This window comes from Actinocatenispora rupis (genome assembly GCF_016861975.1).
Classification (GTDB): Bacteria; Actinomycetota; Actinomycetes; order Mycobacteriales; family Micromonosporaceae; genus Actinocatenispora; species Actinocatenispora rupis.
In genome coordinates this window covers 45621-61463 of record NZ_BOMB01000017.1, presented here as the reverse complement: position 1 = coordinate 61463, position 15843 = coordinate 45621, and the positions used below count along the sequence as shown (strand labels likewise).

Below are 15843 nucleotides of genomic sequence, written 5' to 3'. Positions count from 1 at the left end.
GAGAGTGAGGAACGGATGAAGGTACTCCTCGACCAGGACAGCTGCGTCGCGTCGGGCCAGTGCGTGATGGCCGCGCCCGACGTGTTCGACCAGCGCGACGAGGACGGCATCGCGGTCCTGCTGGACGACACGCCCGGCGCCGACGCCGCCGACGGCGTACGCCAGGCCGCGGCGATCTGCCCGGCGCTGGCCATCGCGGTCCAGGACTGACCCCGGCATCCGTTGCGCGGCAAGCGATCCGGTGTCAGCGGCGGAACTGCCAGATGTCGCCGAGCGGGCGCAGTCCGAGACTCCGGGCCACCCCCGCCGACGCCCGGTTGTCCGCGGACGTCGAGTAGAACAGCACCGGGTACTCGCGGCGCGCGGTGACCGCCCACGCGGCCGTCACCGCCCCGGCGTACCCGCGGCGACGGTGGTCGGGGTGGGTCCAGACGCCCGCCTCGGCGTACCGGCCGGACGCCCGCGGGGTGTGGCAGAGCGCGCGCACGTGCCCGTCCGCGACGAGCATCGCCCACGGGCCGAGCGCGCCGGCGAGCAGGTCGGCCCACTCCCCCGGCTGCCACCAGCGCACCGGCCGCGCCGGGACGAGCGCCGGCGGTACCGGGGCGTCGGAGCGCAGCAGGCCCGGCGTGTCCGGCAGGGTCGCGTGCTCCACCAGGAAGCTGGGGCCGCTGGTCACCGTGGCACCGGCACCGAGTACCCGGCGCGCGCGGTCGAGTACGTCGGTGGCCGTGCCGTCGGCGGTGATCCGGGCGCGCACCCCGGCCGGCAGGCGTACGTCGGCCCGCACGGTCACCCCGTCGCGCGCCACGGCGACGGCCACGTCCGGCGCGGGCTCGTGCCGCCCGTACGCGTCGACGCCCCACAGCGTGGCCATCTCGTGCCGCAGCAGTACCAGGTCGTCCATGGCTGGCACCGTAGTCGGCTCCGTTCGGTGACCCTGTGACCTCCGGCGCCGGTCAGCGCGAGTAGTACTCGACGACGAGGTGTTCGTCGCAGCGCACCGGGATCTCGCGGCGCTCGGGCTGGCGTTCGACCCGGACGGTCAGCCCGCTGAGGTCGGCCACCAGGTACGGCACCGGCTCGCCCGCGGGCGCGTTGGCGCCGGCCGCCGCCACCACGAACGGGTCCAGCCCGCGGCTCCGCCCGGCGACCGCGACGACGTCACCGGGCCGCGTCCGGTACGAGGGGCGGTCGACGCGCCGGCCGTTGACCGTGATGTGGCGGTGCGTCACGAACTGGCGAGCCTGGTAGATGGTGCGGGCGACCCCCGGCGCGCAGGACGACGGCGTCCAGCCGGAGTTCGAGCAGCGCGACGAGGATCTCGCCGGTCTTGCCGCGCCGCCGGTCCGCCTCCGCGAACGCCCGGGCGAGCTGCGTCTCGCGCAGGTCGTACTGGAGGCGCAGGCGCTGCTTCTCCAGGAGCCGGACCTGGTAGTCGCTGGCGTTGACGCGCCGGCGACCGTGCACGCCGGGCGGGTACGGCCGCCGCTCGAACGGGGCGACGCAGCTGCGGGTCAGCGGGAAGCCGATCGCCCGGGACAGCCTGGCCTTGGGCCGGGACCGGTTCACACACACCTCCGAAATGAGTTAGGTTGACCTTAGTAAGGCTAACCTAACTGATGGAGATGCCATGCGCCCGTCCCCCGCCGAGGTGGTCCGCACCCTGGTCGCCGCCCGCGGCACCGGCCAGCTCCACCTGCCCGAGACCACCTGGCCGGTACCGGTCGCACACGCCGCCGACCCCGACGGGGCGCCGCTGCTGGTGGTCGACGACGCCGACCCCGGCGCCGCCGCACTGCCCGCCGACGCCGCCGCCGACGACGCCGCGGCGCTGCTCTCGGTACCGGACGAGGCCCCGTACCCGGCGGCGCCGTCCGCGGGCGAGGCGGCGCTGCTCGGCTGGGTCGCCCCGGTGACCGGCGACGAGCTGCGGACCGCGGTGGACACGTTCGCCGCGGCGTACCCGCTGCCGGCGCTGCTCGACGTCGGCCGCGGCCACACCCTCTACCGCCTCGAACTCGCCGAGGTACGGCTGGACGGCGAGGACCGCAGCGTCGCCGTCGACCTCGACACGTACCGGCGGGCGCGGCCCGACGCGCTGCGCGCACGGGAGGGCGAGCTGCTCGCCGACCTCAACGACCACCACCCGGAGATCACGGCCGCGCTGCTGCGGCACGTGCGCGCCGTCGTACCGGACGCGGAGGCGACGCTGGCGGTCCGCGTCGACCGGCACGGCCTCGTCCTGCGGGTACTCGCCGGCGGCGACCTGCGGCACCTGCGCCTGACGTTCCGGCGGCCGGTGGCCGACCTCGGCGGGCTGGCGGCCGCGCTGCGCACCCTGTGCTGCCGCGACTGCGCGGGCGCGCACACCGCGGACGCGCAGCAGCACGGCCGCACCTGATCCGTCGTCCCCCTGCCCCGGTACGCGCCGCGCGGCGCATTCGACGACCGCGCACGACCGCGGCGCCGAGGGCGTACTTCGCGGCGGCGGGCGGACGACCGCACGGCGACACCGGCCGGCGCCGCGGCGTACGAACGCGGGTCGTCGTGCCTGACGAAACCGCCATTCGCTTGTCCACCAACGGAATCCGGGAGCACCATGGCGCTCGCCGCCACCCGTACGCACGCGCCGGTTCGACGTGGTGGTGACCCGAGTCCGGACGCCCAGCTCCGCGACGACGGGCCCGACCAGCGGTGCACGCCGTTGCTGCCGCACCCCGGGCAGGACCGGCCGCCACGGGCGGAGGCCGACGCGGGTGATCGGTACGCCGTTCGCTATCGTCAGAGCCGCCCGGACGCTGCCCCCGCGACAGTGGAGGACCGATGATCGTCGCCGAAGGATTCCCGCCCGGAGTCCAGGACTTCGACTTCCAGAGTCTGGTGCCGCCGCTCGGCCAGGCGATCACGAAGATCACGCTGCTGGCCTGGCTCGCCGCCGCGATCATCATCGTCTTCTTCCTCGTGGCGTACCGGAAGCCGAAGCTGGTGCCGACGAAGTCGCAGTGGCTGGCCGAGTCGATCTATGGCTTCATCCGGGACGGCGTGTCCCGCGAGGTGATCGGCGCGAAGGACGGGCTGCGGTTCGCGCCCTACCTGGCGACGCTGTTCCTGTTCATCATCGTGATGAACGTCTTCGGCATCGTGCCGTTCATCCAGATCTCGCCGAACTCGCACATCGCGTTCCCCGCGTTCCTCGCGATCGTCACGTACGTGATGTTCCTGTACCTGGGGATCCGCAAGCACGGCTTCTTCGGGTACATCAAGCACACGCTGATCCTGCCGGGCGTGCCGTGGCCGATGCACCTGCTGCTGGTGCCGATCGAGTTCGTGCAGAACTTCCTGACCCGGCCGGTCACGCTGGCGGTCCGGCTGTTCGCCAACATGTTCGCCGGGCACCTGCTGCTGCTGGTGTTCACGCTCGGCGGCGTCGCCCTGATGAACGCGCAGACCCTCTGGTTCCGGCCGCTGTCGGTGGTGTCCTGGGCGATGGCGATCATCATGACGTTCTTCGAGCTGATCGTCGCCGCCCTCCAGGCGTACGTGTTCGTCGTGCTGACCGCGAGCTACGTGCAGAGTTCGCTGGCCGAGGACCACTGAGTCAGCCGGCCAGCAGCTCGGTGACCGGGCCGTCGACCACCAGTACGTCGCCGTCGCGCAGCGCCCAGTGCGGCCGGCCGGCGGCGGCGTACGCGGCGGCCAGGGCGTCGCAGTCGGCGCTCTCCGGATGCTCCGGCGTCCGCACGTGCGGCACGAACGCCCGGTCGAGCAGCCCCAGCCCGGTCCGTACCGGCGGGTCGCCCGGGTCGTCCACCCGCTCCAGCCCGCTCAGGTCGTCGGCCAGCACGCAGCAGCCGGCGCTGTACCCGCCGTACGCCACGGTGTCACGGCGCAGCAGGTCCACCAGGACGGTGTCGGCGCCGGTGTCGGCCAGCGCACGGCGGAGCGTGAAGACGTTGCCGCCGCGTACCCAGAGCAGGTCGTAGCCGGCGAGCGCGCCGACCGCTCCCGGCTCGCGCAGATCCACCGGGTACGGGTCGAGCCCGAGCGCGGCCAGCTCACCGACCTCCCGCCGTACCGCGGCGTCGCGTACCTCCGGGGGCGCGTCGTCCAGCGCGTGCGTCAGCACCGCCGTCCGCGGGCCGCCGGCGAGTGCGAGCAGCCGCGCCGGGTGCGCACCGGTACGGAACGAGGACAGGTAGAGGCGCATCCGCCCAGTATCGCGGGGCTGTGGGTACTTGTAGCGATGCCGGGTGGCGCGCCCGCCGCTAGCGTGCGGTGGGTGGGGGCGGACATCACGGGGGGACGGATGGGGCTGGCGGAACGCCGTGCGGTGCAACGGTTCCGGGACGACGACTACCCCGGCTGGCTGGCGCGGATCGAGGAGGCGGCCGGCTTCCCGGTGCCGGTCGACGTCTCGTGGGACGAGCTCGCCGTCGCCGGCCACGCCGACGACTACGCCGAGTTCTTCCCCCTCGTGTACTTCGCACCCCTGGTGAACGCGCTGCGCGCGGTCGCGGTCGACGACCTCGGCCGCCAGGCGCTGCGCGACGGGCTGCGTACCATCGTCGTCCGCAACACCGGCGAGTACTTCAGCGCCGCGGGGATGACGTTCGCCGACGGGGTTCTGACGTTCGACCACCGCTCGCAGACCAACCTCGACTTCGGCGCCGAACGCGCCGACGCCCTCCGCCGCCTGCTCGAATCGGCTCTGTAGCAAGCGTTCCGGCGCTGGAGACGGCGCGACCGGCCGGCGTGCCGGGCACCGCCGGCCGACCCCCGTCGCGCGGCCGCTCAGGCCCGCAGCAGCCGCGCGGTGTACGGATTCAGCTCGTCCGGACCGTCCGGGCCGATGAGTACGGTGCCGCCGAGGTTCACCGCGCGACCGTCGACGACGGCGTTCGGCTCGAACGAGAGCGTCATGCCCGGCGCCAGCGGCATCTCGCCGCCCATCGTCGGCAGTTCGAACAGCCGGCCGTACCGCTTGGCCTCGGGCAGCCGGCGCAGCCCGTGGCCGAACCCACACACCGGCCCGTACGGGTTCATCAGGTGGCACATCGGGTGGATGTTCCAGGAGTCGTGGGCGTGCAGCGGCGCGAGCATCGCCTCGGCCAGTTCGCCGAACGTGGTGCCGGGGCGGGCGACCGCGAGGCCGGCCTCGTAGCACTCGCGGGCGACCGCGGCGGCGGCCGTGACGTCGGGATGCGGCTCGCCGACCGCGATCGCCACCTGGTGCTGCGTCTCCTTGCCGCCGAAGCGGTTGAACACCTCGGCCAGCACCACGTCCCCGTCGGCGAGCGTCCGCGGCGCCTGCGGCCGGTACGACCAGGCCGGCGGGCCCCAGGCGACGAAGCCCGGCCCGGACCACAGCAGCATGTCGGGGGCGGCGCAGCCACGCCGGAACGCGGCGGCCATGCCGGTCGCGTACAGGTCGGCCTCGGTGGCGCCCGGCACCGCGGCCCGTACCATCGCGGCGGCCATCGCGTCGCCGACCTCCGCGGAGTACCGGAGGACGGCCTGTTCCTCGGTGGACAGCCGGGCGGTGGCGAACACGAACGCCGGGCCGACGTTCGTGAACTCGGCGTCGGGCAGCTCCGCCACCACCTGCCGCCACACCTGGTACGGCATGATCGGGTTGATGTGGAACGGCGGGTACGGGTCGAGCCCGAGCACGCCGATCCGGCCGCGCTCCAGCCCGTAGTCGCGGAGTACCTCGACGATGCCGGCGCCGTTGCGGCCGGGCTGGAAGCCGCTGCCGGCGCGGATCCGTTCCGGGGCGATCCACAGCTCGTCGCCGCGCTTGGCGGCCTCCAGGTGGTCCTGGATCGGCATGTTGCACCAGACGAGCTGGACCGGTTCGGCGTCGCCGCAGAACACGACGACCGAACCGGGCCGGTCGTTGCTGAAGTACTGGTCGGGCGCGAACGGCGCCAGGTCGGCGCACTCGTGCTCGCCGTACGCGATCAGCGCGTCGACGCCCTCGGTCGCCATCAGCCGCCGGGCGAGCGCCCAGCGGCGGTCCCGTTCGGCCAGCGTGTAGGTGGGTACTGTCCGGCTCATTCGGCTTCCCTTTCCGCTCCGCCAGATACGCCGCGACGCTAGGCGCGCCGGCCACCGCGGCGAATCCGTCGACGTACCGGTATCGGCCGGGCGCGGTTAGGTCGTCGGTGCGGGCGGGGTGCACAGCCGCGGCAGCTCGGCCCGGGAACTCACGCCCAGCTTCGGGAACGCCTTGTACAGGTGGTATCCGACGGTGCGCGGGCTGAGGAACAGCTGCGCGCCGATCTCGCGGTTCGAGGCGCCGGTCGCGGCCAGCCGTACCACCTGCGCCTCCTGCGCGGTCAGCGCGGCGAGCGGGTCCGCCGCCGCCCGCCGCCCCGGTACGGCACCGACCGCGCGCAGTTCGGCCGCGGCGCGCTCGTACCAGGCGGGGGTGCCGAGGCGGTCGAACGTGTCGGCCGCGTCGGCGAGCTGGTCGCGGGCCTCCGTGCGGCGCTTCCGCCGGCGCAGCCATTCGCCGTACAGCAGCCGGGTACGGGCGGCTTCGAGGGAGGTGCCGGGCAGCAGCGCGATCGCCCGCAGGTAGCCGGATTCGGCCTCGTCGCCGGTCGCGAGCAGCGCCGCCGACCGCTCGGCCAGCGCCCGGATCCGGTCCTGCCCGGTCGCCTCGGCCCACCGCACGAGCCGACCCGACGGGTACTCCGCGGCGTCCGGTCGGCCGGCGCGTACCGCGGCCTCGACCTGGTCGGCGCACACGTACAGCAGGCCGAACGAGTGGCGTACCGGGCCGGTGTCCAACGCGCGCAACGCGTCCAGTGCCGCCTCGTACCGGCCGAGGGAAAGGTCCAGGCGCGCCTCGGCGAGCCCGGCCCACGCGTACGGCTGGACGACCGTGCCACCGGCCGCGTCCCGAGCCCGTACGGCCAGCGCACGGCACGCCGGCTCGTCGCCCCGCGCGGCGGCCAGCCACGCGTCCAGCCCGTCGAGGTACCCGGACCAGGAGTCCTGGCCGGTGTCGGTGGCGACCCGCCGGCCCTCGGCGACGGCGGCTGCCAGCTCGGCGTACTCACCGGCCAGCGCGTACCCGCCGGCGAGCAGGGTCAGCAGCTGCGGCAGCCGGCCGACCATCCCCGCCGCGCGGGCCTCCACCACCAGCGCCTCCCCCGTCGCCCGCAACGCCACCAGATCCCCGCGTACGAAGTCCAGGTAGAGGTGCAGCATCCGGACCGCGAACGGCAGCCCGGCGACGTCGGCGTACGGCGGGCGGGGCATCGCGACGTGCGCCGGGGAATCGCCGGACAGCAGCCATTCCACGCCCTCGACGAGGTCCACCACCGCGCGCAGCGCCGGCCCCGCCCGACCGGCCATCGAGCGGGCGGCGGCCGCGATCCGCTGCGCCAGGTCCGCCTGACCGGGCCGCCAGGTCGCCGACCACACGTGCACGCTCGCGTCGCACAGCATCGTCTCGGCGGTGACCGGATCGGTGCCGGACAGCGCGACCGCACCGGCCAGCAGGATCCGGGCCGCGTCCACCGGCTGCCGCCGTTCTCGCGCCACCGCGGCGCGTACCCGGGCCAGTCCGGCGGCGAGCGCCGGGTCCGTGGGGTGCCCGAGCGCCCGGTCGGCCAGCTGCCCGGCGCGGCCGAGCTGCCCGGCGTCCGCGGCCGCCGTCGCCGCCGACACCAGCCGGCGTACCCGGGGCTCCGGCTCGCCGGACAGTTCCGCGGCACGCTCGTACGCGGCGGAGGCGGCTGCGAGACCGCCCCGTTCGACGGCGCGCCGGCCCGCGTCGGCCAGGTCCGCGGCGACCGACTCGTCCGGCCCGACCGTGACCGCCGCGCGATGCCACGCCCGCTGATCCCCCTCGTACGCCTCGGCCAGGGCGCGGTGCGCGGCGATGCGCTCGCCGATGTCGGACGCACCGCGCGCCGCCGTGCGTACCAGCGGGTGGTGGAAGACCACGCCGGCGCGGGTGACGCGCAGCAGCCCGGCCCGTTCGGCGGGGGCGAGGGCGGCGAGCGACCCGCCCAGCGCGCGGCTCAGCCCGTCCGGATCGCCGGCGCCGTCGAGCGCGGCGACCAGTACGGCGTGGCGGGTGTCGGCGGGGAGCGCGGCGAGCCGGTCGACGAACGCGGACCGTACCCGGCTGGTCGGCGATCCGTTGGTGGGTATGCCGAGCGGGCCGAGGAAGCCGGCGCGCTGGCGTTCGGTCAGGCCGCGGGACAGTTCGACGAGGGCCAGCGGGTTGCCCGCCGCCTCCGCCACCACCCGGTCCCGTACGGCCAGCGCCAGGCCCGGGGCCGCGGCGACCACCACCTCGGCCGCCGCCGTACCGTCGAGGCCGCCGAGTGGCAGGACCGGGAGGCCCGGCGCGGCGAACGCCGGATCCTCGTCGCGGGCGGCGAACAGCACCACGACCGGCTCGGCGTACAGCCGGCGTACCGCGAACAGGAGGGTGTCGGCCGACTCCCGGTCGAGCCACTGCGCGTCGTCGACCAGGCACAGCAGCGGCCGGTCCGGGGACAGGTCGGCGAGCAGGCCCAGCGTGCCCAGCCCGACCAGGAACCGGTCCCCGCCGGCGCGCTCGCCCATCCGGAACGCCCCGCGTACCGCCTCGGCCTGCGGCGCCGGCAGCCCGTCGACGGCGCCGAGTGCGGGCCGCAGCAACGCGTGCAGCGCCGCGTACGGCAGCGCGGCCTCCGACTCGATCCCGGTGATCCGGAGTACCCGGGCCGGGGTGTCGGGGTCGTCGGCGGCGAGCCGGCCGGCGTGGTCGAGCAGCGCGGACTTGCCGACGCCGGCCGGGCCGCGGACCACGAGCGCGCCGGCCCGCCCGTGCCGCGCACCGTCCACGAGCCGCGCGATCCGCGCCAGCTCCGCGCCCCGCCCGTACAGGGTGGTTGGTCCGGATCCGGTGGTGTACAAGCGAACCCGTGCTAGCGCCGGCGGCCGCGGGCGGGCCGGCCGAGGGTGTCGAGGCCGTCGAGGACGAGGTCGACGGCGTGCCGGGCGGCCGCGCGGACCGCGTCCTCGTCGTCGCCGGCGGCCCGGGCGGTGGCCGCGGCGATCGTGACCGCACCGACCATCGCGCCGACCGCGGCGGCCGCGTCCACCAGGTCGAGCCCCGGGTACGCCCCGTGCAGCGCGTGCGCGAGTTCCCGCTGGGTGGCGAACAGCAGGTGCAGCTCGCGCGCCTGGAGCGCCGGTTCGGCGTTGACGAGGGCGGTACGGGTGGTCGCGAGTTCGGCGGCGAGCTGGTTGTCGGCCGACTCGGCGAGCACGCTGTCGAGCAGCGCCCGGCGCAGCAGCCGGGCCGGCGCCTCGTCCGGCCGCGGCTCGGCCAGGATCGCCAGCGCCCGCGCCATCCGCGTCTCGTGGTCGAAGAAGAGCACGTCCTCCTTGGTACGGAAGTAGCTGAAGAACGTACGCGGGGAGATCTCGGCGGCGGTGGAGATCTCGGCGATGGTGGTCGCCTCGTACCCCTGCTCGGTGAACAGCCGCACGGCGTGCTGGATCAGTGCGTGCCGGGTGCGCTGCTTCTTGGTCTCGCGCCAGCCAGGTGTCCCGCCCATGCCCGGCAGCGTACTGCACCGGGCGAGTAAATGCAGCGGTTGCATTTTTGCAGTGAGTGCGGTTTTATCGGGGATGGCCGCCGCGACAACGAAAGGACCACACCGTGACCGCCGTGGACGCGATGCCCCAGCACCGACCCGACCCGTTCGACCCACCCGCCGACCTCACCGACCCGGAACGCGACCCCGTCCGCCGCATGCGGTACGCCGACGGTCACCTCGGCTGGCTCGTCACCGGGTACGAGCAGGCCCGCGCCGTACTCGCCGACCCGCGGATGAGCGTGCGGCCCGAACTGGCGCACCAACCCGACTCCCAGCCCACCAACCTCACCGTGCCCGCCGGGTTCTTCCTGCGCATGGACCCGCCACAGCACGAGCGGTACCGGCGGCTGCTGACCGGCCGCTTCACCGTGCGGCGGATCCGCGCGCTCGAACCCGGCATCACGGCGATCGTCGACGAGGCGCTCGACTCGCTCGCCGCCGCCGGCTCCCCCGCCGACCTCGTCAGCACGTACGCGCTGCCCATCCCGTCGCTGGTGATCTGCGAACTGCTCGGCGTGCCGTACGCCGACCGGGGCGGGTTCCAGCGCGACAGCGCGCGGATGCTCAACCTCCAGGCGCCGGCCGCCGACCGGAACGCCGCCGTCGGCTCGCTGCTGGCGTACCTGTCGGAGCTGGTGGCCGACAAGCGCCGTACGAAGCCCGACGACCTGCTCGGCGACCTGGCCGCGAGCGGGGCGGTCACCGACGAGGAACTCGCCGGCATCGCGCTGCTGCTGCTCCTCGCCGGCCACGAGACGACGGCGAACATGATCGCGCACGCCACGTTCGCGTTGCTGCAACGGCCGGAACAGCTCGCCCTGCTGCGCGACGACCCGGACCGGGCGGCCGGCGCCGCGGACGAACTGCTCCGCCACCTGAGCGTGCTGTACCTGGTGCTGCGGACGGCGACCGCGGACCTCGAACTGGACGGCCACGCGATCCGGGCGGGCGAGACCGTCACGGTGTCGCTGGCCGCCGCGAACCGGGACGCCGGACGGTTCCCCGGGCCCGACGCGCTGCGCCTCGACCGGGACGCCACCGGCCACCTCGCCTTCGGCCACGGCATCCACCAGTGCCTCGGCCAGCAACTCGCGCGTACCGAGCTGCGCATCGCGCTTCCCGCACTGCTGCGGCGATTCCCCGGCCTGCGCCTCGCGGTGCCCGCCGAGGACGTGCCGATGCGCACCGAGATGGCCGTGTACGGCGTGCACCGGCTGCCGGTCGCCTGGTAACGGAGGAGAACGGACATGCGCGTCACCGTGGACGTCGACCGCTGCTGCGCCAGCGGCCAGTGCGTCGAAGCCGCCCCGGACGTCTTCGACCAGGACGACGACACCGGCCTCGTCGTACTGCGGGCCGAGCGGCCCACCGCCGCCCAGCTCCCGGGCGTACGGCGGGCCGTGGCGGTCTGCCCCACCGGCTGCCTCGGACTGGCGGACCGGTGAGCCTCCGCCGGGTCGTGATCGTCGGCGCCGGTGCGGCCGGGATCGCCGCCGCGCAGGCGCTCCGCGGCGACGGGTACGACGGCGCGTTGACCATGGTCGGCGACGAGCCGCACCCGCCGTACGATCGGCCGCCGCTGGCCAAGGACGTCCTCGCCGGCAGCCGTCCGGTCGCCGACCTGACCCTGTGCGACGCCGGCCGCACCACCGACCTCGGCCTCGACCTCCGCCCCGGTACGGCCGCGGTCGGGCTCGACGTGGCCGCCCGGCGGGTACAGCTCGCCGACGGCGGGACGCTGCCGTACGACGGGGTGCTCGTCACCACCGGAGTACGGCCGCGGCAGCTGCCCGGCACCCGGCACCTCGGCAACGTGCACGTCCTGCGCACCGTCGACGACGCGCAACGGCTGCGTGCCGCCCTCGTACCGGGGGCGCGGCTGGTCGTCGTCGGCGCCGGGTACCTGGGCTGCGAGGCGGCCGCGGTCGCCGCGACGGCCGGCGTGCACGTGACGCTGGTCGAGCCCGGACCGACCCCGCTGCCCGGACTCGGCGGCCCCGTCGGCGCGCTGCTCGCGTCCCTGCACCGGACGCACGGCGTCGACCTGCGTACCGGCGGCGCGGTGCGGGCGGTGCGGTCCCGGGGCAACCGCGCCGTCGGGGTGACCCTCGCCGACGGCGCCGCGCTCGACGCCGACGCGGTACTGCTCGCGCTCGGCTCGACGCCGGCGACCGGCTGGCTCGCCGGCAGCGGCCTCACCACCACCGGCGGCGTACGTTGCGACGCCTACTGCGCCGCCGCTCCCGGCGTCTACGCGGCCGGCGACGTCGCCCGGTGGTGGCACCCCGCCGCGGGCCGGTACGTGCGGGTCGAGCACCGTACGAACGCCACCGCGCAGGGCATCGCCGCCGCCCACAACCTGCTCGCCGCCGCGACGGGCGGCGCGCCGCGGCCGTACGAACCCGTCGCCTACGCCTGGTCCGACCAGTACGGCAGGCGGATCCAGATCCTCGGCGACCTCACCGGGCACGACGGGCAGCGCGTGGTGGACGACCCCGGCGACGGGCACCTGGTCGTCGCGTACCGGAGGGCGGGTCGGGTCGCCGGCGTCGTCGCCGTCGACCGGCCGCGCGTGCTCCGCGACTGGCGACCACTCGTCGACCGACCCTGGCCCGACACCGTCCCACCGACCTGATCTCCTTGGTACCCAAGGGAACCAGGTCGGCGGGGTCAGCAGAACACGAGGGCGCGGCCGCTCGCGATGCTGGCGATGCACTGCTCGTGCAGCGTCAACCACACCATCGTCTCGGTGCTGAACGGGTCGTCCTCGGGCAGCTCGTACACCCGGTCGGCCTCGGCGTCCGACAGCGCGCCGTCCGGCCCCAGCCGGATGCCGATCGCCGGCGCGCAGATCCGCAACTCCGCGAGCAGCGCCTGGCAGGACCCCACCATCCCGCCGCCCGCCACCCGGTCCGGCGGCAGGAACAGCGGATCGTCGAACTCCGCCGGCACGTAGTAACCCTCGCAGTCGGAGTGGTTGAGCAGGTGCGACTCGAACATCAGGCTCACCGACTCCACCACCTCCGCGTCGTCCTCCGCCGTGTCGGCGGCGGCCGGCGTGACCGGCCGACCCTCGTCGAGCAGCGCGTACACCCGGCGCAGGGTGTGCAGGCACGAGTACGAGAACGAGCCGACGTGCGCGCGGGTCGCGGGCACCCGGCCCCGCTCCGGCTCCCGCCACCGCACCCCCTCCATCGCCAGCTCGACAGCCAACGCGTCGGCCTCCGCGCGCCGCTCGGCGCGCTCCTCGGCGTCCGTCTCCTCGTCGGGCACGATGCCCACCGCCACAGCCAGTCCCATGCGCCGCAGGATAACCACCCGGTACGACACTCCCCGCCCGCGCACGTCACGGCACGCGGATCCCTTGCGTACCAACGGATCGGCCAGGCAGCCGTCAGCTCGCCGGGTCGACGGGGCCCTCGATCGCGCGGACCGTTCCGGGCGTTACCGCACGGCGTTGCTGGTCCTGGATCATCCACGCCCGCATCTCCACCAACCAGCGCTGCTTCGCCACGCGCTCCCGGTACGCGGACTCGTCGCCGGAGTGCCAGGCAAGTCCGACGACGAGCTGGATCAGCCAGGTCAGGCCGAAGGTGACGAAGCCGGCCAGGCCCATCAGGACGTGGAACACCGTGTGGTTGGGCTTGAGACGTACGGGCGGCAGCTGGACGGCCCACAGTTCACGCAACGACGGCATCGGCGGCGCGGCCGGAAAACGTTGCGGCTGAGCCACATAGTCGGCGTACGTGAGGAACTTGTGGGTCTCGGCCGTCACCGGCACGAGTGGATGTCCCATGCTCGACCACCCCCGTACGGGCGTCGGCCTCCGGCCCGCGACGCCCATCCATGACGACCCAGTGTGCCGGCAAGGTCGCCCGTTGTCCTGACCCGAACGGTTCGAACCGGCCGGGGCCGTTCGGCGGATGCGGGGATCGGTGTGCTGCAACGTATCCAGGGGTCAGGCGGGCGGGGTGAGGAGGTGGAGGTCGGCGGGGAGCAGGGTGGCGCTTCGCAGAAGGGCCTGGATGAGGTTGTGGTTCAGGGTGTTGCCGACGGGTTCGCCGACGCCGTCGTCGCGCAGGACGCCGGGCACGGTGGCCGCCAACCGTTCGCGTACCCGGCCGACGACGTGTTCGGCGGCCTTCCGGGTCCAGGTACGCCCGGGGGTGGCGGCGTTGAGGTCGTCGGCGACCTGCTTCCAGCTCACGGGCTGCGGGTAGCGCTCCTGCCGCAGGTACCGCTGGGCGAGGGCGGCGAGGACGAGCCGTTCGACGGGGCTGAGGTCGTGCCCGTCGGGCGAGCGGGTGGGGGTGCGCGGGCCGACGGCGGCGTCGACCGCGGCGGGCGCGACGACGTGCACCTCCAGCAGGTGGGTACGCCGGCGCGGGGAGCCGATGAGCAGCGGCGTGTACCCGGGGTCCATCAGCAGCTCGTGGCCGGACAGCAGCAGCGAGTCGCCCGGCAGCTGGATCGGCAGCCGTCCCTCGTTGCGTACCCACCAGTCGTGCCCGTCGCAGACGAGCCGACCCTGCAAGCGGCTCACGTACGGGTCGTCGCCGCCGACGGTCACGTGCACGTCGTCGGTGCCACGCCCGAAGTACAGGCTGAACCGGCGCGGCGGCACCGCGTACCCGCCGTCGGCGCCGAGGACGAAGATGGTGCCGGGCGGCGCGGTCGGGACGCCGTGCGCCAGGCTGGGCGTCGACGCCGGCAGTACCTGCGGGATGAAGTCGCTGTCCCCCATGCCGTGCACGGTACCGGCGGTGCGGCGGGGACCGGTCCCCGCCGGAGGCTGCTGCGATGATGGCCGGGACGACGGCGGGAGGGCCTTGCGGTGACGCACGATCCGCGTTCCGGCGGCACGGCCCGGACGGTGCGCCGGTGAGCGCGACGGTGCGGTTGACGCTGGTCGAGGGCCGCCTCACGACCCGGGAGTACGTGTTCGACGAGCGCGGCACGTGCATCCTCGGCCGCGCCGCCGACTGCCGGCCGCGGCTGCCCGACGACGAGCACCACCGCACCGTGTCGCGGCATCACTGCCTGCTCGACGTGAACCCGCCGGACGTACGGATCCGCGACTTCGGCAGCCTCAACGGCACGTACGTGAACGGGCGCGCCATCGGGCGGCGCGCGGCGGGCGTGGCGCCGGACGAGGCGGAGCCGTCGCCGGAGTACGACCTGGTCGACGGGGACCTGATCCGCCTGGGCCGCACCGTGTTCCGGGTCGACGTGCGGGTCGACGCCGACGACGGCACGCTGGAACCCGCGCTGTGCGCCCGGTGCGGGCGGGAGGTCGGCGCCGAGATCGGCGACCGCACCGGGGAGTACGTCTGCGCCGGGTGCCGCGAGCGTCCCGCCGAGCTGGCGGAGCGGATCCTGGCCGGTACCAAGGAAACCAGGAGGTACCGGCTGGTGCGCGAGCTGGGGCGCGGCGGCATGGGGGCGGTGTTCCTGGCGCGGCACGAGGACACCGGCGGCGAGCTGGCGCTGAAGCTGATGCTGCCGGCGGTCGCGGCCGACCCCATGGCGCGGCGCCGGTTCCTGCGCGAGGTCGAGCTCACCCGGGCGCTGCGCCACCCGCACCTCGTCCCCCTGTACGACGCGGGCACCGTCGACGGCGCCTTCTGGTTCACCTCCGAGTACTGCGCGGGCGGGAGCCTGGACGGGGTGCTGCGCCGCCGGGGCGGGCGGCTGCCGGAACGGGAGGCGGTCCGGCTGGCCGTGCAGGCACTCGACGGCCTGGCGTACGCGCACGCCAGCGGCGTCGTGCACCGCGACCTGAGCCCGCACAACATCCTGCTCGCGGCCGGCGACGGCCCGGCGCCGGTGGCGCGGATCGGCGACTTCGGCCTGGCGAAGGCGTTCGACCGGGCCGGGCTGAGCGGCCTGACCCGCTCCGGCACCACCGCCGGCAAGCCCTGGTACATGCCGCGCCAGCAGGTGCTCGAGTTCCGGGACGTGACGCCCGCGGTCGACGTGTGGGCCCTCGCCGCCTGCCTGTACGAGGCGCTCACCGGCCGGTTCCCGCGCCGTTTCGTCCGGGGCGTGGACCCGTGGCAGACGGTGCTGCAGGTGCCGGCGACGCCGGTCCGGCGGTACCGGCCGGACCTGCGGCCCGCGCTGGCCGACGCGCTCGACCACGCCCTCACCGAACGGCCCGCGATCGGCTTCGGTACCGCCGGCGAGCTGCGCGCCGCCCTCCTCGCCGCCTGCCCGCCCGACTGACGAC

16 protein-coding genes and 1 pseudogene are annotated in these 15843 nt (G+C 74.9%); 8 read left to right on the top strand and 9 right to left on the bottom strand.

The window, feature by feature from the left end; all coding sequences use genetic code 11:
- The first annotated feature begins 15 nt into the window (after positions 1 to 15).
- Positions 16 to 210: a ferredoxin gene (locus tag Aru02nite_RS15090; protein ID WP_203658151.1), complete on the top strand. Its 195-nt coding sequence runs from the start codon at positions 16 to 18 to the stop codon at positions 208 to 210.
- Positions 211 to 244: 34 nt separating this feature from the next.
- On the opposite strand, the gene Aru02nite_RS15085 is transcribed toward Aru02nite_RS15090, so the two are convergent.
- Both Aru02nite_RS15085 and rpsD read right to left on the bottom strand, forming a co-directional pair.
- Positions 245 to 907 carry a GNAT family N-acetyltransferase gene (locus tag Aru02nite_RS15085; RefSeq protein ID WP_203658150.1) on the bottom strand — a complete coding sequence of 221 codons (663 nt, stop codon included), beginning with the start codon at positions 905 to 907 and terminating at the stop codon, positions 245 to 247.
- A 52-nt stretch (positions 908 to 959) separates the two neighbouring features.
- A pseudogene (gene rpsD / locus Aru02nite_RS15080) lies at positions 960 to 1572 on the bottom strand (30S ribosomal protein S4).
- A gap of 61 nt (positions 1573 to 1633) precedes the next feature.
- On the opposite strand from rpsD, the gene Aru02nite_RS15075 reads away from it, so the two are divergent.
- Together Aru02nite_RS15075 and atpB are read left to right on the top strand one after the other, a co-directional pair.
- On the top strand, positions 1634 to 2404 hold the full coding sequence (locus tag Aru02nite_RS15075) for a DUF2470 domain-containing protein (protein ID WP_203658149.1): 771 nt from the start codon (positions 1634 to 1636) through the stop codon (positions 2402 to 2404).
- 422 nt (positions 2405 to 2826) lie between these two features.
- Positions 2827 to 3600: a F0F1 ATP synthase subunit A gene (gene atpB, locus Aru02nite_RS15070; protein ID WP_203658148.1), complete on the top strand. Its 774-nt coding sequence runs from the start codon at positions 2827 to 2829 to the stop codon at positions 3598 to 3600.
- A 1-nt stretch (position 3601) separates the two neighbouring features.
- Here the strand turns inward: atpB and Aru02nite_RS15065 are convergent, their stop codons facing one another.
- Positions 3602 to 4210: a Type 1 glutamine amidotransferase-like domain-containing protein gene (locus Aru02nite_RS15065; RefSeq protein ID WP_203658147.1), complete on the bottom strand. Its 609-nt coding sequence runs from the start codon at positions 4208 to 4210 to the stop codon at positions 3602 to 3604.
- Positions 4211 to 4282: 72 nt separating this feature from the next.
- Here Aru02nite_RS15065 and Aru02nite_RS15060 point away from each other — a divergent pair, with 72 nt between their 5' ends.
- Complete coding sequence (locus tag Aru02nite_RS15060; RefSeq protein WP_203658146.1) at positions 4283 to 4717, top strand: hypothetical protein; 435 nt, start codon at positions 4283 to 4285, stop codon at positions 4715 to 4717.
- 77 nt (positions 4718 to 4794) lie between these two features.
- Here the strand turns inward: Aru02nite_RS15060 and Aru02nite_RS15055 are convergent, their stop codons facing one another.
- From Aru02nite_RS15055 to Aru02nite_RS15045, 3 genes are all read right to left on the bottom strand, one after another.
- On the bottom strand, positions 4795 to 6060 hold the full coding sequence (locus Aru02nite_RS15055) for a M24 family metallopeptidase (protein ID WP_203658145.1): 1266 nt from the start codon (positions 6058 to 6060) through the stop codon (positions 4795 to 4797).
- A gap of 96 nt (positions 6061 to 6156) precedes the next feature.
- Positions 6157 to 8925: a helix-turn-helix transcriptional regulator gene (locus tag Aru02nite_RS15050; RefSeq protein WP_203658144.1), complete on the bottom strand. Its 2769-nt coding sequence runs from the start codon at positions 8923 to 8925 to the stop codon at positions 6157 to 6159.
- 11 nt (positions 8926 to 8936) lie between these two features.
- On the bottom strand, positions 8937 to 9572 hold the full coding sequence (locus Aru02nite_RS15045) for a TetR/AcrR family transcriptional regulator (RefSeq protein WP_203658143.1): 636 nt from the start codon (positions 9570 to 9572) through the stop codon (positions 8937 to 8939).
- 104 nt (positions 9573 to 9676) lie between these two features.
- On the opposite strand from Aru02nite_RS15045, the gene Aru02nite_RS15040 reads away from it, so the two are divergent.
- Genes Aru02nite_RS15040 through Aru02nite_RS15030 form a run of 3 tightly spaced genes read left to right on the top strand, consistent with a single transcriptional unit; the run spans position 9677 to position 12249 of the window.
- A complete protein-coding gene (locus Aru02nite_RS15040; RefSeq protein ID WP_239076702.1) occupies positions 9677 to 10846 on the top strand; it encodes a cytochrome P450 in 1170 nt (389 codons plus the stop codon).
- A 15-nt stretch (positions 10847 to 10861) separates the two neighbouring features.
- A complete protein-coding gene (locus Aru02nite_RS15035; protein WP_203658142.1) occupies positions 10862 to 11059 on the top strand; it encodes a ferredoxin in 198 nt (65 codons plus the stop codon).
- On the top strand, positions 11056 to 12249 hold the full coding sequence (locus Aru02nite_RS15030) for an NAD(P)/FAD-dependent oxidoreductase (RefSeq protein ID WP_239076701.1): 1194 nt from the start codon (positions 11056 to 11058) through the stop codon (positions 12247 to 12249). The genes Aru02nite_RS15035 and Aru02nite_RS15030 overlap by 4 nt, the downstream gene beginning before the upstream one ends.
- A gap of 35 nt (positions 12250 to 12284) precedes the next feature.
- Here Aru02nite_RS15030 and Aru02nite_RS15025 read toward each other — a convergent pair whose 3' ends face one another.
- The 3 genes from Aru02nite_RS15025 to Aru02nite_RS15015 form a co-directional block, all read right to left on the bottom strand.
- A complete protein-coding gene (locus Aru02nite_RS15025) occupies positions 12285 to 12914 on the bottom strand; it encodes a putative DNA-mimic protein (protein WP_203658141.1) in 630 nt (209 codons plus the stop codon).
- A gap of 94 nt (positions 12915 to 13008) precedes the next feature.
- Positions 13009 to 13410 (bottom strand): hypothetical protein, encoded by a 402-nt coding sequence (locus tag Aru02nite_RS15020; protein WP_203658140.1) that lies wholly within the window; start codon positions 13408 to 13410, stop codon positions 13009 to 13011.
- A gap of 162 nt (positions 13411 to 13572) precedes the next feature.
- Complete coding sequence (locus tag Aru02nite_RS15015) at positions 13573 to 14358, bottom strand: FHA domain-containing protein (RefSeq protein WP_203658139.1); 786 nt, start codon at positions 14356 to 14358, stop codon at positions 13573 to 13575.
- Positions 14359 to 14495: 137 nt separating this feature from the next.
- Here Aru02nite_RS15015 and Aru02nite_RS15010 point away from each other — a divergent pair, with 137 nt between their 5' ends.
- On the top strand, positions 14496 to 15839 hold the full coding sequence (locus Aru02nite_RS15010; RefSeq protein WP_203658138.1) for a protein kinase domain-containing protein: 1344 nt from the start codon (positions 14496 to 14498) through the stop codon (positions 15837 to 15839).
- Positions 15840 to 15843 lie beyond the last annotated feature (4 nt).

Excerpts from the sequence above, each read along its gene's own strand:
- Aru02nite_RS15085 (WP_203658150.1), bottom strand. The coding sequence starts at position 907 with ATGGACGACCTGGTACTGCTGCGGCACGAGATGGCCACGCTGTGGGGC.
- Aru02nite_RS15015 (WP_203658139.1), bottom strand. The coding sequence starts at position 14,358 with ATGGGGGACAGCGACTTCATCCCGCAGGTACTGCCGGCGTCGACGCCC.
- Aru02nite_RS15090 (WP_203658151.1), top strand. The coding sequence starts at position 16 with ATGAAGGTACTCCTCGACCAGGACAGCTGCGTCGCGTCGGGCCAGTGC.
- Aru02nite_RS15075 (WP_203658149.1), top strand. The coding sequence starts at position 1,634 with ATGCGCCCGTCCCCCGCCGAGGTGGTCCGCACCCTGGTCGCCGCCCGC.
- atpB (WP_203658148.1), top strand. The coding sequence starts at position 2,827 with ATGATCGTCGCCGAAGGATTCCCGCCCGGAGTCCAGGACTTCGACTTC.
- Aru02nite_RS15065 (WP_203658147.1), bottom strand. The coding sequence starts at position 4,210 with ATGCGCCTCTACCTGTCCTCGTTCCGTACCGGTGCGCACCCGGCGCGG.
- Aru02nite_RS15020 (WP_203658140.1), bottom strand. The coding sequence starts at position 13,410 with ATGGGACATCCACTCGTGCCGGTGACGGCCGAGACCCACAAGTTCCTC.
- Aru02nite_RS15035 (WP_203658142.1), top strand. The coding sequence starts at position 10,862 with ATGCGCGTCACCGTGGACGTCGACCGCTGCTGCGCCAGCGGCCAGTGC.
- Aru02nite_RS15055 (WP_203658145.1), bottom strand. The coding sequence starts at position 6,060 with ATGAGCCGGACAGTACCCACCTACACGCTGGCCGAACGGGACCGCCGC.
- Aru02nite_RS15045 (WP_203658143.1), bottom strand. The coding sequence starts at position 9,572 with ATGGGCGGGACACCTGGCTGGCGCGAGACCAAGAAGCAGCGCACCCGG.
- Aru02nite_RS15025 (WP_203658141.1), bottom strand. The coding sequence starts at position 12,914 with ATGGGACTGGCTGTGGCGGTGGGCATCGTGCCCGACGAGGAGACGGAC.